The organism is Arsenicicoccus sp. UBA2120 (assembly GCF_002330965.1).
GTDB lineage: Bacteria > Actinomycetota > Actinomycetes > Actinomycetales > Dermatophilaceae > Arsenicicoccus > Arsenicicoccus bolidensis.
The window spans coordinates 36,060-56,266 of record NZ_DCYC01000052.1 but is presented as its reverse complement, the minus strand read 5'-3'; the positions used below and the strand labels follow the sequence as shown (position 1 = coordinate 56,266).

The window sequence follows — 20,207 nt, the reverse complement described above, 5'->3', positions numbered from 1 at the left end:
CCGTTCCTCGAGGCGGTGGGTCAGTGCGCGTGGTTGCGGATGCCGTCGAGCCAGCGGTCCACGCCCCGCACCGGGCGGCCGTGCGTGGAGACGATCAGCTCGGGCTCGAGCTCGGCGAGGTGGCGGCGGGACTCTACGGCTCCGGCCGGGTCGTGGTGCCAGCTGACCGGCAGCTTCATCCAGCGGGGGGAGGTGGGGTCGTTGGAGATGTTGGTCGGCCCGTCCCCGACGATGAGGACGCGGTCGGACTCGCGCCAGAAGGCCAGCAGGCCGGGGCTGTGGCCGGGCTGCGGCAGGACCGTGAAGCTGCCGACCTGGTCGCCCTCCGTGAGGCGCTGGTCGACGTGGTGCCGTTGGCGCGTCATACGGGGCACGATCAGTCGCCCGGAGAGCCCGGCGTGGTAGGCGATGCTGCCGCGCTCGAAGTCGTCGGCCTCGATCCCGCTCATCGCGAGCGGCGCGCCGGTGTGGTTGCACAGCCAGGCGCTGGAGCCGACGTGGTCGCCGTGGGCGCGCGTGACGACGTGGCGGCTGACGTCTCGACCCCGCAGCAGCCGCGCCAGGCGCTTGCCCGACCACGCGGGTCCGGAGTCGATGACGATGTCACCGTCAGGCCCGTCGAGGACCACGGAGTTGAACATGCTGAGCGGGGCGAGGGAGCCGAGGTGCACCCCGTCCGCCACGGGCTGCAGGGAGGTAGCCATCCATCGAGCCTAGGCGTCATCCGGCCGATCGGCAGGGGGGAGCGCTTGGGCGCCCCGTCAGCGGCCGAGCTGGGCGTGCCAGGCGTCGTGCTGGGACTCCTCGGCGGCGCCGACCCTGGCGCCGCAGCGATCGCACACCTGGTAGCGAACCGCCCAGCTGCCGGACCAGCGGTAGCCGGGGCCCGACGGCGGCATCGTGAAGCCGAGATGGCTCATCAGCGTGTGCAGGACGTTCCCCATCTCCGCAGTATGCGTCGACGGGCGCGTCAGCCCTTGCCGAACCGCGTCCCGCCGTACTTCTTGTGCACCGCCTGCCTGCTCACGCCCAGCACGCCGGCGATCTGCGCCCAGGACGCACCCTTGGTCCTCGCCCGGCGCACGACCACCGCCTCGGTGCGGTTGATCTCGCGGTGCAGCTCGGCGACGGCGGCCAGCGCACGCAGCGGGTCGTCGTCGCCGGCCTGGCTCACCAGTGCACTCATCGGCTGCTCACCCATCTCGTGTTCGTTCCTCGCGGCGACCTGGCGTCAATCTACGTTGACGTCCGTATGTCGTCAATCCTGGTTGACGTCTGGCCCGGGCCCGACGCTCGCGGTCGTCCGTCATGAGCCGGTCCGGCAGGGGCGTGGCAGGGTTGGGCCCATGGACTTACGCGTGAGGGTGTTGGTGGTCGTCGCGGGGGCCGTCCAAGCGTGGGATGCCTTGCGCGCCAAGGATTCTCGATGACGGACCCGGTGTGAATGGTTGAAGAGGCGCCTGCTGACGGGTGGCAAGGTGCGTGGGCGGGTGCTGGAGTTGCGGCCGGGGTGCGGCCGGGGTGCGGCAGGTCTCGAGGGCGGGACTTGCCACATACGACACGTGCTGTCTCATGACACGCCAGGTGTCCTATGGGGCAAGTGCGGCCGAGCAATGAGGACACCGCCTGGAGCGTGCGGCCGTGACGGCGTCAGGAGGGTTGACGGGCGGCGTCCTGGCTCCTGACGATCAGCGAGCGCGACAGGTTTCCCTGCGGCTCCGGACGGTGAGTTCCCGCAACGCCACGTGAGCGTGGCCTCCGGGGCGAGGGTTGGCAGCGCTGGGCCGCGTCAAAGGTGCGTCGGGCCAGCACGAAGCGCACGCGCGGCCGCCGAGGTGGGCGGCGAGGGGACGCAAACGTCCGCGACACGCCGTGCTACGCGACAGCTGCGTCCCCTCGAGGTGCGCGCGGACACGCCGGGGAGCAGGTGCGCGGGGTGAGAGGGCAAGAGTGGCAGCGAAACGCCGGTCAGGAGAGCGATCTGTGCCCTCTCGACCGGCGTCCGCGTGAGCGACCAGCGACCGGCGACCGGCGGCGCCGGCCGCGCGGCGTGGTTCAGGCGCGGAGGGACTTCTCGATCGCGTCGACCATCACGTCGATGTCGTCCGTCGTCGCGACCAGCGGGGGAGCGAGGCGGATCGTCGAGTCGTGGGCGTCCTTGGCGAGGACGCCGTGACCGGCCATGCGGTGGCACAGCTCGTAGCCCGTCATCAGGTGCGGGTCGATGTCGAGGCCGGCCCACGCGCCGCGCACCCGCACCTCCAGGACGCCGTGCTCGCGCAGCGCCTCGAGCCGGGGCGTCATGTAGTCGCCGAGGACGCGGGCGCGGTCGTTCCACTCGTCGGTGAGGAGCATCTGCACGACCTCGTGCCCCACGGCCGCGGCCAGCGGGTTGCCGCCGAAGGTCGAGCCGTGCGAGCCGGGCGTGATCACGTCCATCACGTAGTGGTCCGCCGCGATCGCGGACACGGGCAGCAGGCCGCCGCCGAGCGCCTTGCCCATCACGTAGATGTCGGGCACGACGTCCTCGTGGTCGCACGCGAACGTCCGCCCGGTGCGCGCGAGGCCGGACTGCACCTCGTCCGCCATCATCAGCACCTCGTGGCGGGTGCACAGGTCACGCACGCCCGGCAGGAACCCGGCCGGCGGGATCAGCACCCCGCCCTCGCCCTGGATCGGCTCGAGCAGGACCGCGGCCGTGTGCTCGTCGATCGCCTGGTCCAGGGCCTCGAGGTCGCCATACGGCACCACCCGGAAGCCGGGGGTGTAGGGGCCATAGCTCCGCCGCGCGATGTCGTCGGTGGAGAAGGACACCACCGTGGTCGTGCGGCCGTGGAAGTTGCCCTCCATGGTGACGATGTTGGCCTGGTCGGCCGGGATGCCCTTGACGTCGTAGCCCCAGCGCCGGGCCACCTTGACGGCGGTCTCGACGGCCTCGGCGCCGGTGTTCATCGGCAGGATCATGTCCTTGCCGGTGAGCGTGGCGAGGTCGCGGGCGAACGGCCCGAGCTGGTCGCTGTGGAACGCCCGGCTGGTCAGGGTGAGCTGGTCCAGCTGCTGGTGCGCCCGGGCCACGAGCCGCGGGTGGCGGTGGCCGAAGTTGAGCGCGGAGTAGCCCGCCAGCGCGTCCAGGTAGCGCCGGCCGTCCACGTCGGTCACCCACGCGCCCTCGCCCTCGGTGAGGACGATCTCGAGCGGGTGATAGTTGTGCGCGGCATAGGTCTCGACGAGACGGATCTGCTCGTTGGTGGTGCTCATGCTGGGGCTCCTTGCTGTATGCCGGAGGCGCTGGCGCGCCGGCCCGGCCTGGGGCGGGGACGGCCGGATCAGGCCGTCTCGTCGGTGAGCACGCGTCCGCGGGTCTCGGGGAGCGTGAGGACGGTGGCTGCGCTCACGAGCAGCAGCGCGATGACGTAGTAGGAGAAGGCCTGGGGACCGTAGGCCCGCGTGAGGTAGGTCTGCAGGTAGAGGCTCGTCCCACCGAAGATAGCAATGGCCACCGACAGCGGGAGCGCGACGCCGATCGTGCGGATGCGGGTGGGGAAGATCTCGCACATGATCGCCGGGGTGATGGCGTACGGCGCGGCGACGAAGACCTGCGCGATCGTCATCGCGAGGAACAGCTTCATCGGGGTGCCGTCGATCATCGCCGACAGGGGGACGCACAGGGCGATCAGGCCGATGATGCCGATGAGCATGACGGGCTTGCGGCCGATCCGGTCGGACAGGATGCCCCACAGCGGCAGCCACACGAGGAACAGCGTGTTGGCGGCCACGCTCGCGATCAGCGTCTGCGTGGGGTCGGCCTTGAGGACCGCGATCGAGTAGCCCGCAGCGGCCACGACCCAGAGGTAGTACGAGACGGTCAGGCCGACCGTCATACCGATCACCTGGAACGCCGAGCGGCGGTGCACCCACATCTCGTGGGCCAGGCTGGGGCGGTCCTGCGCGATGGTCGCCTCGGTGCGCGCGAACTCCTCGGTCTCGCTCATCCGCGAGCGCATGTAGAGCGCAAACAGCCCGCCGAGGGCGCCGATGACGAAGGCGATGCGCCAGCCCCATGCGGTCATGTCGGCGCGGCCGAGCGTGGCGGACAGGACGGCGGCCAGGACCAGCCCGACGTTCGCCCCGATCGTGCCGGAGAAGTAGATCAGCGTCGACCACAGGCCGCGACGCTCCGGCGGGGCGGCCTCCGCGAGGTAGGCCTGCGCGGCCGGCTGCTCGCCGCCGTGCGCCAGGCCCTGCAGGACGCGGGCGACGAACAGCAGCACCGAGGCGAAGACGCCGACCATCGCGTAGGACGGGGCGATCGCGATGATCAGGCTGGCGAACGCGCCGAGGGCCATCGTCATCGCGAGGGCGCGCTTGCGGCCCAGCCGGTCCGAGACCCGGCCGAACAGGAGCCCGCCGAGGGGGCGCGCGACGAAGCCGACGGCGAACACCGCGAGGGTCGACAGGAACGCCGAGACCGGGTCGGTCGACACGAAGAAGCTGGCGGCGAAGAACGGCGCGAAGCTGGAGTGAATGCTCCAGTCGAACCACTCGATCGCCTTGCCGATGCCCGTGCCGACGAGGGTGCGACGGGTGGACGTGGGGCGGGCGCTCGCGGAGGTGGAGCCGGAGTCGGACGCAGGGGCGGGGGCGTCCGAGCCGCCGGAGCTGCTGGGCTGCTGGGGCTGCTGGAGCCGGGCGAGGCTGCGGAGAAGGGCAGGGAGGTGGCGGACATGCGACTTCCTCGATGGGTGAGGTGGAGAGGCTCAGGAGGGGAGCGTGGCCAGCCGGCGGATGGCCAGCTCGGCGTGTATGGCGGCGCCCAGCGGCAGGACGTCGTCGTCGTACGCGGCGTGGGCGCTGTGGTTGAACGGCGCGCTCGCGGGGTCCAGGCCGGCAGGGGTGGCGCCGAGTCCCAGGAAGGTGCCCGGGACGGACTGCAGGGCCCGGGAGAAGTCCTCGGAGGCCGAGAACGGTTGTGGGAGAAGGGAGAACGTGTCCTCGCCGAGCACGTCCGCGACGACGGTGCCGGCGAAGTCGGTCTCGTCGGCGGACGTGTGGGTGACCGGGTAGCCGTCGAGGTAGGACACGTGGGCGGTCATGCCGTGGGCCTGCGCGATGCCCCGGGCGAGCTGCCCGGCGAGCTCGCGGAAGCGGGCGCGGGCTCGGTGGACCAGGAGCGGACGCTGGCGACCAGGCGGGCGTCCTCGGGGATGACGTTGGGGCGTCGCCGGCCCGGAGGCTGCCGACGGTCACGACGACGGGGTCGAAGACGTCGAAGCGGCGCGTGGTCATCGTCTGCAGGGCCATGACGATCTCGCAGGCCACGGGCACGGGGTCGAGCGCGTGCTGCGGCGCGGAGCCGTGACCGCCTCGCCCCTCCACGACGACCTCGAAGCCGTCGGCGGCGGCCAGCATCGCGCCGTGCCGGCTCACGACGTGACCGCCGGGCACGGTCGCCGCGAACGCGTGGATCGCGTAGGCCGCGTCGGCGCGACGACCGGCGGCGTCCAGGACGCCCTCCGCGATCATGAGGGCGGCGCCGTCGTGCATCTCCTCGCCGGGCTGGAACATGAGGACCACGTCGCCGCGCAGCTCGTGGCGGCGGTCGGCGAGCAGGCGGGCGGCGCCGGCACCTCGACCGCCTCGTCGCGTCGGGAGCCCTGGCCTTCCGCTGCGACCTGGCGCACGACGCCGCCGACTGGCCGGTGACCTCCGCGTGGTTCGTGCGCGTGCCGCCGTCCGACCTCGCCCGCACCGTCACGCTGCTGTCGACGCTCACCCAGCTGCGGCTCATGCTCGGCGTGATGGGGGAGGTCAACCTGGTGTTCTCGGTGTTCGGGCGCTCGGTGGCGGGGGTCGCGGCGTTCGAGGAGACGCTGGGGCGGCGGCTGCCGTGGCTCGAGCACGTCGAGTCGCTGCTCCTGCTGCGCTCCGTCAAGCGCATGGGCTGGGTCCTCGACGAGCAGGGCCGCCGCACCGACCGCCTCGTCGTGCCCGCCGTCGTCGACCGCCTCGGCTGAGGTCTGTCCCGCGCAGAGTGGTCGCGCATCGACGTCAGGGCGGCCCTGGTGTCGGATCTGTGACCACTCTGCGCGGCAGGGCGCGCCGCACGGCCATCGCGCCCGCCGAGGTTATACGATGCCGCACATGGCGGGTCCGGCCCGACGTGCCCGCACGCACAGCTGACCGAGGAGCGTCATACGAGATGGGTGCTTTGCGAACCCCGCGAGAGAAGTGGATCGACGAGGGGCTGCGCGTCCTGGCTGAGGGGGGCGTGGACGCGGTGCGCGTGGAGGTCCTGGCCAAGCGGCTCGGGGTCACCAAGGGCGGCTTCTACGGCTACTTCCAGGACCGGCAGGCGCTGCTGACCGAGATGCTGGACACGTGGGAGCGCGAGGCGGTCGACGAGGTGATCGATCGCGTGCAGGCCGAGGGTGGCGACCTGCTCGACCAGGTGCGGACCGCGGGCCGGCTGACCTTCTCCAACGACCGGCTGCTGCCCGTCGACCTGGCCATCCGCACCTGGGCGCGCCGGGACCCGGAGGTCGCCGAGCGCCTGCGCCGGGTCGACAACCGGCGCATCCAGCTGTCGCGCGACGCCATCTCGACGTTCTGCGACGACCCCGACGAGGTCGAGGCGCGCGCGCTGCTGGCCTACTGCGTCGCCATCGGCAGCCACTTCCTCGCCGCGGACCACCCCCGGCGCACGCGATTGAAGGTCATCAACCACGCGGCCGACCTCATCCTCGACCAGGGGGCCCGTGGCCGCCTGAGGTGACGCAGGTCGCACCCCCGCCAGTCGTGCACCCGCGGCCGCCGGGCGAGCGACTCCCCGTCTGACGGCCGGCACAGAGTGGTCACACGTCCGACCTCAGGGTGACCTTGATGTCGGATGTGCGACCACTCTGGATCGGGCAGGGCCGCTCCCACGACTGGGGCGACCGCTCCACGGAACGTTAGATTGCAGAGGCGGATCGTCCCGCCGCAACGCCGCGCCCTGGAGGTGGACCTCGTGTCGTCCCTGCTCGTCCGCAACGTACGCCTCGTCCCGGTGACCCCGCCCGAGCTGGGCGGGCGTCATACGGCCTCTGCCGCAGGCGAGCTCGACTCAGGCCAGACCGTTGCCGCGCACGCGGGGTCCGAACCCGTCGACGTGCGTGTCGTCGACGGCGTCGTCACGCAGGTCGGGCCGGGGCTCGCGGACGACGGGTCCCCGGTGCTCGAGGGTGAGGGCCGCTGGGCGATCCCCGGGCTGTGGGACCAGCACGTCCACTCGGCGCAGGCCGGGCTGATGGCCCGCCGGCTCGACGTGTCGGGGACGGCCGGGCCCGAGGAGGTCACGGCCCGCGTGGCCGAGCACGTGCGGTCGCTGGACGAGCGGCCCGACGCCGACCGCACCTCCGTGGTGTCGGCGTGGGGGCACCGCAGCGCGACCTGGTCCCGGCCGGCCACCGTCGCCGAGCTCGACGCGGTCAGCGGCGAGCACCCCGTGGTCATCGTCAGCGGCGACGGGCACAACGGCTGGCTGAACTCCCTTGCGCTGCAACGACTCGGCGCCCCCGCGACCCAGCACGCGCTGGACGAGGACGACTGGTTCCCGGTGTTCGGGAGGTTGTCGGAGCTGACCGGGGACGACGACGTCGAGGGGGCGGTCGCCGACCTCGTCGCCGACGCGAACGCCCGCGGCGTCGTGGGGATCGTGGACTTCGAGTTCGGGGCGGGCTACGCGCGCTGGCCCGAGCGGGTCGCGGCCGGGCTGGACACGCTGCGGGTGCGGCCCGCCGTCTATCCCGAGCTGCTGGACGCGGTCCTCGAGGCGGGGCTGCGGACCGGTCAGGACCTCGCCGCGGGGCTGGTCACGATGGGCCCGCTCAAGATCATCTCGGACGGCTCGCTCAACACGCGCACGGCCTACTGCTGCGAGCCGTACGTCGACGCCGGGTCGCTCGAGTTCCCGCGCGGCAAGGTCAACTTCCCGCTCGACCGGCTCACGTCGCTGCTGTCGACCGCCCACGGCGCCGGGCTCGAGATCGCGCTGCACGCCATCGGCGACGCGGCCGTGGAGCCTCGGGGTGCGCGCCAGCGTGCAGCCGGCCCACCTGCTCGACGACCGCGACGTCACCGACGTGTGCTGGGGCGACCGGTCCGAGCGGTGCTTCGTGCTGCGGTCGTTCATCGACGCGGGGGTGGTGCTGCGGATGGGGTCGGACGCGCCGGTCTCGCCGCTGGACCCCTGGCTGGCGATGGCGGCGGCGGTCCACCGCAGCGCCGACGGACGCTCCGCCTGGCACCCCGAGCAGGCCATCACCCCGGCCGAAGCGCTGGGCGCGAGCACCGACGGGCAGGGCACGATCGGCGTCGGGTCGCGCGGGGACGTCGTGCTGCTCGACGCCGACCCGCTGGTGTCCGGTGGTGGTGGCGTCCAGGCGGCCGCACGGCTGCGGGACATGCGCGTCGCGGCCACCGTGGTCGCGGGCCGCGTGGTCCACGACGCCCGCTGACGCCGCCGCATGAGCAGTCGGCGTGGGCAGCCGGCATGGGGGCATGACCAATGGCTTGGCTTGCCACATACGACGCCTGGTGTCCCATGGCCCCGTTCGTGTCCTATGGGGCAAGTGTGACGACCCGGCTGTCACCCAGGCCCCACCGACCGGTCAGTCCCGACGGCTTCGCGCGTCGGGAACTGACCAGGCGGCGTGGGGGTCAGGCGTCGTCGTCGTTGTTGTCTTCGTCGTCGAGGAGGGCGGGGTCGCGGGCGACGCGGACCAGGGCGGCGGCGAGGTGGGCGAGGTCGTCGCCGTCGACCAGGCTCGCGAGCTGCTCGGGGTCGTCGGGCAGCCCCGCCGCGCGGGCGCCCTCGAGGGCCAGCCTGTCGAGGTAGGGGCGCACCTGGGGCCACACCGCCTGCACCTCGCGCAGGAAGATCGAGGCGCCCGCCGGACCGATCCCGTCGAAGGTCTGCAGGGCGTCCGCGATGCGGCGCGGGTCGCCGTCGGCCTCGTCGCGCAGCCGGCGCAGGTCACCACCCCACCGGTCGAGCAGCAGCGCGGCGGCGTCGTCGAGCCGGGTGGCGGTGCTCTCGTCATACCGGCGATAGCCCCGCGTCCGAGGACGTTCACGCGGTGCTGCCAGGTGCTCTCGCGCAGGTGCTCCGCGGTCCGCCACCCCTCGGCGAACAGCTCGCGCGCCGTGGCGACCGCGATGTCGGAGCGGATGCGCGTCGACAGCAGGAGACTCAGAACAAGCAGCTGCCACAGGGGAGCGGGCTTGTCCTGCAACGTGATTCCCGCGTCGGAGGCAAAGGTCGTCCCGTGCCGCTCGAGCAGCCGACGTGCGGTCTTCGCCTGCGTGCTTCTGCCCTTGGTCATGCGGGTCGCCTACCCCGGGCGGGGTTCGTCCATGCAGGGCCGAGGTGCGGGTGGGTGCGTCATATGCAACTTAGGGGTTGCGCATCGATGAGGCAAGTGCAATGCTGGAGTTGCACATCATTCACCGACACGAAAGAGTGATGACCATCACCACTGACCGCATCGAGCGCGAGACCCTCATCGCCGCACCGCAGGACCGTGTCTGGGCCATGGTCGCCCAGCCCGGCTGGTGGGTCGCCGACGAGGGCTCGCTGACCGACGAGGTCGCCGAGGAGGGACGTTCCGTCCTCGCCAAGAACAGCGCGTACGGCGAGTTCCCCGTGCGCGTCGAGAAGGTCGACCCCACGTCCTACCTCGCCTATCGCTGGGCCAGCGCCTTCCCGGGCGTGGAGCTCCGCGACGACAACAGCACCCTCGTGGAGTTCACGCTGACCCCCGAGGGGGACGGGACCCGGCTGCGCGTCGTCGAGAGCGGCTTCGGCTCGCTCGCCGGCGCCACCGAGCAGATCGACCAGGCCCAGCAGCAGAATGCCGACGGCTGGATCGAGGTCCTGGACAGCTTCCGCTCGCGCGTCGAGAAGGCCGCCGCGTGACCGAGCAGGCACCGCTCGACGACGGTGGGGCGGACAGCGTGCTCGTCGCGCTGGCCGACCCCACCCGCCGCCGACTGCTCGACCTGGTGGGCTCGCTCGGCGAAGCCACCGCGACCACCCTCGCCGCGCAGGTCTCCGTGACCCGCCAGGCCGTGGTCAAGCACCTCACCGTCCTCGACCAGGCCGGCCTGGTGACCGGTCGGCGCGTCGGCCGAGAGGTGCGCTACTCCGTACGCCCCGAGACGCTCGACGCCACCGCCAGCCGGCTCGCGGCCCTCGCCTCCGACTGGGACACGCGCCTGGCCAGGCTCAAGGAGCAGGCCGAGGCCCGCTAGGCCCTCTGCACCCTTCCGCACCCGGCGATCCCTCATGGGTCGTCCGGCGCCTTCGCCGACCCTCGGGCCGGACCCGTCCACCACTCGCGTGGGCCACCCACTCCTGCCCTAGGACGCCCCATGTCTGCCCCAGCACGCCCTCATGCCTTCACCCGCCGCCAGTCGCTCGTCCTGCTCGTCCTGCTGGGCGCGGGATTCCTGCTCGCGCTCGACTTCTCCATCCTCAACGTGGCCCTGCCCGAGATCGGCGCCGGCGTCGGTCTGAGCAACGCCGACCTGCCCTGGATCGCCGCCGCCTACGCCCTCCCGGCCGCCGGCTTCACCCTGCTCTTCGGCCGGCTCGCAGACCTGCTCGGCCGACGCCGGGTGTTCCTCGGCGGCATGGTCCTGCTGATCTGCGCCTCCGCCCTCGGTGGCCTCGCGACCACCCCGGAGGTCCTGCTCACGGCCCGCGTGCTCCAGGGGCTCGCCGCCGCCATGTCCACCCCCGCAGCGTTGTCGCTGCTCACCACCGAGTTCGACGAGGGCGCCGCCCGCGACCGCGTGCTCGGCTTCAACGGCGCCATCCTGTCCGGCGGCTTCACCGTGGGCGCCCTGGTCGGGGGTGCGCTGGTGAGCCTGATCAGCTGGCGCGCGGCGTTCCTCATCAACCTGCCCGTGGCGCTCGCCATCCTCGTCCTCACGCCCGGTCTCGTTGCCGCATCACGGGTGCCCCACCGCCCGGTGCTGGACGTGCCCGGAGCACTGACCGTCACCGGCGGGCTGCTCGCCGGCGTCTACGCGATCATCGAGCAGGACTGGCGCTGGGGCCTGGCCGGCATCCTGCTGCTCGCGGCGTTCGTCGTCGTCGAGCTGCGCGCCACCGCCCCGCTCGTGCCGCTGCGGATCCTGCGCCGACCCCCTGTGCGGTGGGGCAACGGCGCCGGCATGGTCACCTTCTCCATGGAGACGGCCGCGATCTTCCTCATGACGATCTACGTCCAGCAGTCGATCGGGCTGTCCCCGGTCATCACGGGCCTGGTCTTCGGCATACCGGGCCTGGCCGCGGTGAGCGCCGGCATCCTCGCCGGCCGCTTCCTCGGCGCGTTCGGCACCCGTCGCGTCCTCGTCACCGGGATGGTCGTCCAGGGGGTCGCCACCCTGCCCCTGGCCTTCGTCGGAACCGACCGCACGGCCCTCCTCCTCATCGTCCCCGCGCTCCTCGTGGGCTTCTTCGGGCACGTGACGGCGATCGTCGCCTACACCGTCGCCGGCACCTCCGGGCTCCCCGACGACCAGCAGGGCCTGGCCACCGGCCTCACCTCTATGACCCAGCAGGTGGCGATCACGGTGGGCATCCCGATCCTCGGCTCCCTCGCCGCCACCCAGGCGACCTCGCAGTCGGGCCTGCGGCTGGCGCTCGTCGTCGACGCCGCCGTCGTCGTGGTCGGCGCCGGCCTGGTCTGGCACGGGCTGCGACCCCGCACCCTCACCACGAACGGCCCGTCTGCCCCGGCCCAGCCCGCCGACCCCTACGTGCACGTCTCGACCGAAGGACTGTCATGAACAACATCAGCCTGTGGATCATCATCTCGTTCCTCTCGACCGGTCTGGTCGTCGACGGTCACCGAAGGCTCGGCAGCTCGCCCGTCGCCTATGCAGCGCTCGCCCGTGCGTCGGGCGGTGCTGCGGGTGCTGCCTCTGGCGGTGCCGCGGGTGCTGCCTCGGGCAGCCTGGGCGCTCGGTATCTCTCCCACGGCGCCTACCGCAACGTCGGTGCCCTCCAGCTGGTCGCCGCCGTCGGCCTGATGGTCCCCGGCCTGCTCCGCACCGCCACCCTGCTCGTGCCCCTGTCCGCCTGCGGCGTCATCGCGCTGCTCCTGTGGTCCACCGACGTCCGCGACCTCGGCGGCGATCACCGCCGGGGCGTCAGCGTCGTGGTCGCGATCGCCGCGGCGGCCTTCGTGGCCTACGGACGGTTCGGGACCTGGGCCCTGTGAGGCGTCGTCGACGGGCAGGCCCTCGCCAGGTCCTCGGGCCCGGTGGCGGGCGAGGGGGTCGTGACTACAGTTGAGGGATGGGCGAGTTCACGTGGGGTGACCTCTTCGGCAGCCTGGCCCTCCTCGGGTCGCTGCTCGGGTGGCTGCTGAGCCGCCGCTCGGCCAAGGCGGCGTCCCTCGCCGCCGCCCGAGCGGAGGAGCGCGCCGAGCGGTCGGCCGACTCCGCCGAGCGATCCGCCCTCGCGCAGGAGCGGCTGTCGCGCCTCTTCGAGACCTACCTGAACCATCAGGACCGCCTCGGGGTCGGGGCCGCGCAGCCAGGGCCCAGGCGCCGGGCGATCCTCGGGGGAGCACCGCGACCTCGAGGCGCCCGCTGGACGCTGGACCGCGACCCCGGGGGTCGGGCGACGCTCACCAACCTCGGTGACACCGCCCGCCACGTGCGCCTGCGCGGCGAGGCGACGTCGACCTTCGAGGCGCCGGAGCCCCTGGACGTGCTTGGCCAGGGCGAGAGCGCGACCGTCGTCGCGGTCGGGGACTGGCAGGCCGGGACGCCCACCCTCGTGGTCACCTGGGAGGACGAGGACGGGGATCAGCAGGTATGGCGCCGCGTCCTGCCATGACGCCGGCTGCGGCATACGGCGCTCAGCTGAGGATGTCCTTGCGCCGGAACCACCAGTAGGCCAGCGCGATCGTGACCACGCCGTAGATCAGCGACCACAACGCGCTGAGCTGGATGTCGGTCCAGCCGATGTCGGGGGACAGGGCGCGGACCCAGGCGCGGGAGTAGTGCATCGGCAGGGCGTGGCGCAGGTCGCCGAGCTGCTCGATGGTGTCGAGGATCGACGCGACGATCGTCACGAGCACCGCGCCGCCGACGGCGCCGAGCGGTGCGTCGTTGAGGGTGCCGATGAGCAGGGCGATGCCGATGACCTGGACCAGGTTGATCGCCACGACGGCGGCAGCCAGCGCGAGGCGGGGCAGGAACTCCGCCCACTCCAGGCTCGTGCCGACGGGGCTCGAGTAGGACGTCCACCCGTAGGCGACCCCGCCGACCAGCAGCGCCCACACGGGCAGCAGGAACGCCGCCAGGACGGTCGACCCCAGGGCGACGACGAGCTTGCTGGTCAGCAGCCGCGCACGACTGACCGGCGCGACGAGCAGGTAGCGCAGGGAGGACCAGGACGCCTCGGACGGCACGGCGTCCCCGGCGAACAGCGCCGCGAGGATGACGAGCAGGAAGTCGCTGGACGCGAACAGGCAGAAGACCGCGAAGTTGGCGCCGCCCTCACGCGCCAGGTCGACGAATCGGCCGCCGCCCGAGCCGTCGTCGCCGAGGGAGAAGGCGCCGACCAGGATGAGCGGGAGCGCCAGCAGCAGGCCGAACCCCCACGCCGTGCGGCGCCGCCCGATCTGCCGGCCCAGCTCGACGCGCCACCGCAGCGGCTTGGCGCGACGGGCGCCGTCGGACCTCCGCTGCTCGCCCCCGCGCTCGGTGCCGTCGGTGCCGTCGGTGCCGTCGGTGCCGTCGGTGCGATCGGTGCGCGGCGTGCGCGCGGTGCTGGGGGTCATCGGGCACGCACCTGGCGCAGGCTGTCCATCCGAGTCCTTCCGTCAGGATCATCGAGATCGTCGGCGCGGTCGGGACCGTCGTCGCCGCCGCCGGTGGCGGGACCGTCGCCACCGATCACGCCGAGGAAGACCTCCTCGAGCCGGCGCCGCGGCACGACGGAGTCGACGTCGCCGCCCGCCTGGACGACGGCAGAGACGATGGCCCCCCGGCTCGCGTCGCTGACGAGGGTGAGCGTGCGCGCGTGGCGGTCGAGGCTCAGCTCGTGCAGCGACGGGCCGAGCGGCCCGGTGTGCAGGGCGTGCTCCACCGCGGCGGGGTCGCAGTCCGGGCCGAGGGTGACCACGGTCGTGCCGTCCCCGCTGGTCAGGTCGGCGACCGAGCCGGAGGTGATGACGCGGCCGCGGTTCATGACGACGACGTGCGTGCAGGTCTGCTCGACCTCCGAGAGCAGGTGGCTCGACACGACGACGGTGCGACCCGTGCTCGCGTAGTCCCGCAGGATCGGCCGCATCGCGGCGATCTGGGGCGGGTCCAGGCCGTTGGTCGGCTCGTCGAGGAGCAGCACCTCGGGGCGGCCGAGCATGGCCTGCGCGATGCCGAGCCGCTGGCGCATGCCCTGGCTGTAGGTGCGGACGGGTCGGTCCACCGCACCCCCGAGCGCGGCGACCTCCAGCGCCTCGTCGACGTGGGCGTCGGCGGGGTCACGGCCGGTCGCCCGCCAGTAGGCGTCGAGGTTCTGCCGACCCGTCAGGTGCGGCAGGAACCCGGGCCCCTCGATGAGCGCCCCGACCCGGCCCAGCACGGGGGAGCCCGCGTGCACGGGCTGCCCGAGCACGTGCACCGCCCCCGAGTCGGCCCGGATGAGACCGACGAGCATGCGCATCGTGGTCGTCTTGCCTGCGCCGTTGGGCCCGAGCAGCCCGACGACCTGACCGGCCTCGGCCCGCCAGGACACGTCGTCGACGGCCCGGTGCCCGTCCTTGTAGGTCTTGACCAGGTGCTCCACGACCAGCGGCACCTCGGCGTCCTCGGCCCGCGTGTCCCGGCGGTCCCCGCGTCGGCGGCGCCAGACGGCGATGCCGGCCAGGGCCGAGATGGCGAGCAGGAGAGCGGCGAGTCCGGCTGCGGCCCAGACGACCTCACGGTCCACCGACCGTATGCCGTCCCCGCCGGCCTGCGGATCGGTGACGGCCTGGGCCGGGACCGAGGGCAGGACGAGGCTGCTGTCGGCGAGGCTCACGGCGTAGGCGCGGGCGTCCGTGGGCACCGCGAACCCGGCGTCGGTGGCGGACACGAGCACCCGCCACCGCGAGCCCTGAGCCATCGCATAGGTCCCGGCCGGCAGCGGGACGTCGACGTCGACCGGGGTGCCGGGCGTCGTGGTGATGCGGACGGGGACGACCTGGCTGCGGGGCGACACGGGACCGGACGGGGTGACGCGCCACAGCGAGACGAACAGCGTCGCGTCACGCGCGGTGGAGGTCACGCGCAGGCGGACGCGCGGCGCGCCGACGACATCGACCCGGTCCTCGAGCGGGACGGTGTCGAAGGCCGCGTGCTGTCCCGGCAGGGCGGCGATCGAATACCCCGCGGCCGCAGCGAGATCCAGCCCACCGTTCCCGCTCGAGCCGCCGGAACCCCCGGATCCACCGGACCCGTTCGAGCTGCCGGATCCACCGGACCCGTTCGAGCCGCCGCTGCCCGAGCCGCCGCTGCTGCCCGAACCGCCAGTCGTCCCACCGCTGCCCGAGCTCGCGTTGCTGTCCGAGCCCCCTGAGCCGCCATCGCTCTCGGCGCCCCCCGAGGCGCTGCCGCCGGACGTGCCGGCCCCGAGCGCCCCACCGAGAGCGCCGAGGTTGCTCATGGCGGCGGGGTCGCCTCCGGGTGGTGAGAGCAGGCGCACCGGGCGCGCGGGGGAGCTGTTCGACCCGTTCCCGTTGCCGGGGGCCTGTCCGGTGGCCGGCGCCAGCGTCACGCGGGTCGCGTCGGGCGGAGCCTGGTCGAGGCGCGGCGGCCTCGTGAGCGTGACCTCGCGCTCGCCGCCCTGGGCGGCCAGGGGAGCGCTGAAGGCGGGGAGCGGCATACCGGCCCGAGGGTCTGCTCCGGCCTGCTGGCGTCCCTGGTCGGTGAGGTAGCGCTGGAACCACGGCAGCAGGGTCGTGGCGTCGCTCGGCTCGGCGCCGCCGTCGTGGCCTCCGTCGAACCAGCGGACCGCGACGGGGGTGCCGTTCGCGGCGAGCTGCTGCGCGGTCTCGTCCGCCTCGCCGAGCCCCACGAACGAGTCGCGCATCCCCTGCACCAGCAGCGTCGGTGCGGTGACCTTGCCGGTCACGGCGACCGGGCCGTGGCGACGCAGGACCTGCTCGAGAGCGGGCGAGGGCCGGCCCGTCTTGGCTGCGTCCAGGAACAGGCGGCAGATGGTCGGGTCGAAGCGACCGCACAAGGCGGTGTCCGGTCCGAGCGGCGCGTTCGTGGCGCCCGTCGGCCGGGCCTGCCCGATCGCGGACGAGAAGAAGATCGAGGCCCAGCGACGCTTGAGCACGCCTGGCGCCGAGCCCACCCCGCCCGGGACGAAGGTCTCGGACAGGTCGTTCCAGGTGATGCCTGCGACGGCGGCGTCGACGCGCCGGTCGGTGCCGGCGAGCATGACGCCGAGCGCGCCGCCGTAGGATCCGCCGGCCACGCCCACGCGGGGGTCCTTGGCGACGTCGAGCTGCACGTCGGCCCGGCCCGCGAGGGTGTCGAGCAGCCGTGACGCGTCGGCGACCTCGTAGTCCGGGTCGTCCAGGTGGATGCGGCCGCCCGAGGCGCCGAACCCGCGTGCGGTGTAGGCGAGGGTGACATAGCCCTGGCCGGCCAGCTCGCGGGCGCGCTCCATGAGGTCGGCCTTGCTGCCACCGAAACCGTGCGCGAGCAGCACCGCCGGGTGTCGTCCGGTCGAGGTCGGCGCCACGACCGTGGCGTCGAGGGTCACCGTGGAACCGTCCGGCTCCGCCTTGACCGGGACGCGCAGCGCCTCCTCACGAACCTCGGCGGAGACGCGCTGCACCGGCGCCGACATCGACGCCGACGCCGAGGCCGGCACCGAGATCGCAGGGGTCATCGCCAGGGCAGTGGTGAGCACCGCCATCGCGGCCAGCCTGCGTCTCATCGTCACCTTTCGAGAGGCGGAGCAGGGTCGGTGGTGCAGGTCGTCGGGCTCGTGGATCGGGACGTCCCGCGCGTCACGAGACACCCAGTGTCCTACGCGGCACGTCCACGAACCCGCCTTGTCAGCTCAGGCCACCGTCGACGCCAAGGCCTCGAGGTCTGCCCGTATCCGTGCGATCACGGCGATGGGGTCCGCGGACTCCGACCGCACCTCTTTCATGAGCAGATCGCGCGCGAGGGTCGAGGCGGGCACTCCACGTGCCGCGGCCATGGTGAGGAGGGCCTCCAGCTCGTCTGCGTTGAGGCGCACCTGCAGCGTCCTGGATCGACCGTGGCCGCGCCGCGTCGTGGTGCCAGGACGCAGCTCGGCATCTGGGTGCGCCTCCGACGCCTCGGCTTCGGCGGTGATGAGGTCGTCAATCTTCATCGACCTCCTCCTCTCGGTATCGACGCTGGTCCGTCCCGTTCGATGGCCACGCGTTCACGCCCCAGGTGACCTCACCGTCTGGCAGCAGGATGACGGTGATCAGCATCTTGCGGTTGGAAGACCATCCAACTATGCGGATCGTCCGGCCTGATTGGGACGAGGGGTCGGGGTCGAGGACAAGGCGGTTGGGGTCGTTGACCGCCTCGTTGGCGAGCGCGGGCGTCAAGCCGTGCTTGGCGATGTAGCTGCCGCGATGGCGCCAGTCAGGCGGGCCGTCCGTAGCCCCATTGTAGTGCACGCGCATTACACTCGGCCACCCCTGTCAGACGATGCCGGACGCATCACGATCAGGCGGTCTCGTCGCGGCGGGGGAGCGTCGCGCGGCGGGGTGGTGCCAGGTCGAGCTCGGGCCGGTGGACGTCCTCGTCGAGCGCGTCGAGCAGCTCGGCCGACGTCAGAGGCCGGGCCGCCGTCTCGACGACGTCGACGGTGGGTGGGGCCGTCGACACCAGCTCCAGCTCGTGCATGCGGCGTGCCGTCACGAGGACGCGTGACTCGAGCGTGCCCACCATCGCGTTGTAGGCCTCGACCGAGCGCGACAGCTGGGCCCCGAGCCGGGTGGTGTGGCCGGCCAGGGTGCCGATGCGGGAGTAGAGCTCCTTGCCGAGCGCGAGCAGCTGGGCGGCATTGGTGGCCAGGGCGTCCTGCTGCCAGGTGAACGCGACCGTGCGGAGCAGCGCGAGCAGCGTCGCCGGCGAGGCGAGCACGACGTGCCGGGCGAGTGCGTCGTCATACAGCGTCGGGTCGTGCGCGAGACCGGCCGCCAGCACGGCGTCGGACGGCACGAAGCACACGACCATCTCGGGCGTGGTGGGGAAGGCGGTCCAGTAGGCCTTGGCGGCGAGCGTGTCGACGTGCCCCCGCAGGGCCCCGGCGTGGGCCCGCAGGTGGGCGGCGCGCTGGGTCTCGTCGAGGCCCTCGGCCTGCGCGGCGAGGAACCGCGTCAGGGGGGCCTTGGCGTCGATGACCAGCACCTTGCCGCCGGGGAGCCGGACGACCGCGTCGGGGCGCACCGCGGCGTCGTGCTCGCTCACCGCGCTCACCTGCTCGTCGAAGTCGCAGCGCGCCAGCAGGCCGGCGTGCTCGAGCAGGCGGCGCAGCTGCGCCTCGCCCCATGCTCCGCGCACGCTGCTGGACTGCAGCGAACCCGCGAGGGATGCCGTCTGTTCGCGCAGGGCCGCGGTCGTCGCGGACACCTCCTCGAGACGGCTGCCGAGGGCGCCATACTGCTGCTGCCTGTCGCGCTCGAGGGTCCCGACCGTCCGCTCCATGCGGGAGAGGGCCTCGCGCATCGGCCCCAGCGTCGCCGAGGTCTGCGAGTCCTCCGCGACCGTCGTCTCCAGGTCGAGGCAGCGCTCGCGCAGCAGGTCGCGCTCCGCCGTCACGCCGGCGAGCGCGGTGCGATCAGCCACGCCGGACCCCCGCAGCGCCAGCCAGGTGACCAGCGTGCCGAGGGCGATCCCGACGAGGAGCCCGATGACCAGGTTCACGTCCATGGCTGCAGCAAAGCACCCACCACCGACAGACCCCTGCCGCCCCGCCGCCGCCACTGCCCGAAGCCGCGGCGACCAGGAGTGACGGCGCGAGCCACTAGACTCGCCTCCCGTGGCTCTTACTATCGGGATCGTCGGTCTGCCCAACGTCGGCAAGTCGACCATGTTCAACGCCCTGACCAAGAACAACGTGCTCGCCGCGAACTACCCCTTCGCGACCATCGAGCCCAACGTGGGCGTGGTCCCGCTGCCGGACCCCCGGCTCAAGGTGCTCGCGGGGGTGTTCGGCTCGGAGCGGATCCTGCCGGCCACCGTGTCCTTCGTCGACATCGCCGGCATCGTGCGCGGCGCGTCCGAGGGTGAGGGTCTGGGCAACAAGTTCCTCGCCAACATCCGCGAGTCCGACGCGATCTGCCAGGTCATCCGCGCGTTCAACGACGACGACGTCGTGCACGTCGACGGCAAGGTCTCGCCCGCCAGCGACATCGAGACCATCAACACCGAGCTGATCCTGGCCGACCTGCAGACTCTGGAGCGGGCGATCCCGCGCCTGGAGAAGGAAGTCAAGGGCAAGAAAACGGACAAGGCGATCCTCGACAACGCCCTGGCCGCGCAGAAGGTCCTCGAGGCAGGCGACACCCTCTTCGCCCGCGGCGAGGCCGCCGGCGTCGACTTGGCCGCGATCAAGGAGCTGTTCCTGCTCACGACCAAGCCCTTCCTCTACGTCTTCAACGTCGACGAGGACCAGCTGACCGACACCGAGCTGCAGTCGTCGCTGCAGGAGCTCGTGGCCCCCGCCGACGCGATCTTCCTCAACGCCAAGCTCGAGATGGATCTCGCCGAGCTCGACGAGGAGGAGGCGGCCGAGCTGCTGGAGTCCGTCGGTGTCACGGAGGCGGGCCTGGAGCAGCTGGCGCACAAGGGATTTCACACGCTCGGGCTGCAGACCTACCTCACGGCCGGGCCCAAGGAGTCGCGGGCCTGGACGATCCGCACGGGCTGGACCGCCCCGCAGGCCGCCGGCGTCATCCATACGGACTTCGAGCGCGGCTTCATCAAGGCCGAGGTCGTGTCGTATGACGACCTGGTCGCCACGGGGTCGATGCAGAAGGCCAAGGAGGCCGGCAAGGTGCGCATCGAGGGCAAGGACTACGTCATGAACGACGGCGACGTCGTCGAGTTCCGCTTCAACGTCTAACGTCTGCCAGTAGCCGAGATATCGGTAGTCCGGGGGG

General features: G+C 72.6%; 20 protein-coding genes and 2 pseudogenes. 9 read left to right on the top strand and 13 right to left on the bottom strand.

Annotated elements, in window-relative coordinates:
* Positions 1-20: 20 nt before the first annotated feature.
* The 7 genes and pseudogenes from B2P18_RS07445 to B2P18_RS18880 form a co-directional block, all read right to left on the bottom strand.
* The gene (locus B2P18_RS07445; protein ID WP_286957755.1) at positions 21-704 is read right to left on the bottom strand and encodes an MBL fold metallo-hydrolase; all 684 of its coding nucleotides are present in this window, start codon (positions 702-704) and stop codon (positions 21-23) included.
* A 57-nt stretch (positions 705-761) separates the two neighbouring features.
* On the bottom strand, positions 762-944 hold the full coding sequence (locus B2P18_RS07440; RefSeq protein WP_286957753.1) for a hypothetical protein: 183 nt from the start codon (positions 942-944) through the stop codon (positions 762-764).
* A gap of 26 nt (positions 945-970) precedes the next feature.
* Complete coding sequence (locus B2P18_RS07435; RefSeq protein WP_286957751.1) at positions 971-1,201, bottom strand: hypothetical protein; 231 nt, start codon at positions 1,199-1,201, stop codon at positions 971-973.
* A gap of 854 nt (positions 1,202-2,055) precedes the next feature.
* The gene (gene rocD / locus B2P18_RS07430; RefSeq protein WP_286957746.1) at positions 2,056-3,258 is read right to left on the bottom strand and encodes an ornithine--oxo-acid transaminase; all 1,203 of its coding nucleotides are present in this window, start codon (positions 3,256-3,258) and stop codon (positions 2,056-2,058) included.
* Between the two features lie 68 nt (positions 3,259-3,326).
* Positions 3,327-4,547: an MFS transporter gene (locus B2P18_RS07425; RefSeq protein WP_313535319.1), complete on the bottom strand. Its 1,221-nt coding sequence runs from the start codon at positions 4,545-4,547 to the stop codon at positions 3,327-3,329.
* Positions 4,548-4,757: 210 nt separating this feature from the next.
* The gene (locus B2P18_RS07420; RefSeq protein ID WP_286957744.1) at positions 4,758-5,093 is read right to left on the bottom strand and encodes a M20/M25/M40 family metallo-hydrolase; all 336 of its coding nucleotides are present in this window, start codon (positions 5,091-5,093) and stop codon (positions 4,758-4,760) included.
* 163 nt (positions 5,094-5,256) lie between these two features.
* Positions 5,257-5,565 (bottom strand): annotated as a pseudogene (locus tag B2P18_RS18880) (amidohydrolase); the annotation flags it as partial.
* A gap of 158 nt (positions 5,566-5,723) precedes the next feature.
* On the opposite strand from B2P18_RS18880, the gene B2P18_RS07410 reads away from it, so the two are divergent.
* The 3 genes and pseudogenes from B2P18_RS07410 to B2P18_RS07400 all read left to right on the top strand — a co-directional run bounded on the left by B2P18_RS07410 (position 5,724) and on the right by B2P18_RS07400 (position 8,495).
* Positions 5,724-6,014 (top strand): hypothetical protein, encoded by a 291-nt coding sequence (locus B2P18_RS07410; protein ID WP_169516807.1) that lies wholly within the window; start codon positions 5,724-5,726, stop codon positions 6,012-6,014.
* A 185-nt stretch (positions 6,015-6,199) separates the two neighbouring features.
* Positions 6,200-6,772, top strand: coding sequence for a TetR/AcrR family transcriptional regulator (locus tag B2P18_RS07405; RefSeq protein ID WP_286957736.1), 573 nt, complete (start codon positions 6,200-6,202; stop codon positions 6,770-6,772).
* A 114-nt stretch (positions 6,773-6,886) separates the two neighbouring features.
* Positions 6,887-8,495 (top strand): annotated as a pseudogene (locus tag B2P18_RS07400) (amidohydrolase).
* A gap of 202 nt (positions 8,496-8,697) precedes the next feature.
* Here the strand turns inward: B2P18_RS07400 and B2P18_RS07395 are convergent.
* On the bottom strand, positions 8,698-9,159 hold the full coding sequence (locus B2P18_RS07395; protein ID WP_286957730.1) for a hypothetical protein: 462 nt from the start codon (positions 9,157-9,159) through the stop codon (positions 8,698-8,700).
* A 343-nt stretch (positions 9,160-9,502) separates the two neighbouring features.
* Between B2P18_RS07395 and B2P18_RS07390 the strand changes: the two genes are divergently transcribed.
* The 5 genes from B2P18_RS07390 (at position 9,503) to B2P18_RS07370 (ending at position 12,892) form a co-directional block, all read left to right on the top strand.
* Complete coding sequence (locus tag B2P18_RS07390; protein ID WP_034251318.1) at positions 9,503-9,955, top strand: SRPBCC domain-containing protein; 453 nt, start codon at positions 9,503-9,505, stop codon at positions 9,953-9,955.
* Positions 9,952-10,290, top strand: a complete 339-nt coding sequence (locus tag B2P18_RS07385) for an ArsR/SmtB family transcription factor (RefSeq protein ID WP_019286243.1) — start codon at positions 9,952-9,954, stop codon at positions 10,288-10,290. Before B2P18_RS07390 ends, B2P18_RS07385 begins: the two co-directional genes overlap by 4 nt.
* 120 nt (positions 10,291-10,410) lie before the next feature.
* On the top strand, positions 10,411-11,835 hold the full coding sequence (locus B2P18_RS07380; RefSeq protein ID WP_286957712.1) for an MFS transporter: 1,425 nt from the start codon (positions 10,411-10,413) through the stop codon (positions 11,833-11,835).
* Positions 11,832-12,269, top strand: coding sequence for a hypothetical protein (locus B2P18_RS07375; protein ID WP_286957711.1), 438 nt, complete (start codon positions 11,832-11,834; stop codon positions 12,267-12,269). The genes B2P18_RS07380 and B2P18_RS07375 overlap by 4 nt, the downstream gene beginning before the upstream one ends.
* 77 nt (positions 12,270-12,346) lie before the next feature.
* The gene (locus B2P18_RS07370) at positions 12,347-12,892 is read left to right on the top strand and encodes a hypothetical protein (protein ID WP_286957710.1); all 546 of its coding nucleotides are present in this window, start codon (positions 12,347-12,349) and stop codon (positions 12,890-12,892) included.
* A 22-nt stretch (positions 12,893-12,914) separates the two neighbouring features.
* On the opposite strand, the gene B2P18_RS07365 is transcribed toward B2P18_RS07370, so the two are convergent.
* The 5 genes from B2P18_RS07365 to B2P18_RS07345 form a co-directional block, all read right to left on the bottom strand.
* Entirely contained in the window at positions 12,915-13,841 is a 927-nt protein-coding gene (locus B2P18_RS07365) for an ABC transporter permease (protein WP_286957705.1), read from the bottom strand.
* Positions 13,838-16,993: an alpha/beta fold hydrolase gene (locus tag B2P18_RS07360; protein ID WP_286957700.1), complete on the bottom strand. Its 3,156-nt coding sequence runs from the start codon at positions 16,991-16,993 to the stop codon at positions 13,838-13,840. Before B2P18_RS07360 ends, B2P18_RS07365 begins: the two co-directional genes overlap by 4 nt.
* Positions 16,994-17,119: 126 nt before the next feature.
* Positions 17,120-17,419, bottom strand: coding sequence for a hypothetical protein (locus B2P18_RS07355; protein WP_019286234.1), 300 nt, complete (start codon positions 17,417-17,419; stop codon positions 17,120-17,122).
* Positions 17,409-17,717 (bottom strand): hypothetical protein, encoded by a 309-nt coding sequence (locus B2P18_RS07350; RefSeq protein ID WP_286957698.1) that lies wholly within the window; start codon positions 17,715-17,717, stop codon positions 17,409-17,411. Before B2P18_RS07350 ends, B2P18_RS07355 begins: the two co-directional genes overlap by 11 nt.
* A 49-nt stretch (positions 17,718-17,766) precedes the next feature.
* Entirely contained in the window at positions 17,767-18,975 is a 1,209-nt protein-coding gene (locus B2P18_RS07345; protein ID WP_286957693.1) for a DNA recombination protein RmuC, read from the bottom strand.
* A 109-nt stretch (positions 18,976-19,084) separates the two neighbouring features.
* Here B2P18_RS07345 and ychF point away from each other — a divergent pair, with 109 nt between their 5' ends.
* The gene (ychF, locus tag B2P18_RS07340; RefSeq protein WP_019286231.1) at positions 19,085-20,170 is read left to right on the top strand and encodes a redox-regulated ATPase YchF; all 1,086 of its coding nucleotides are present in this window, start codon (positions 19,085-19,087) and stop codon (positions 20,168-20,170) included.
* The last annotated feature ends 37 nt before the right edge of the window (positions 20,171-20,207 follow it).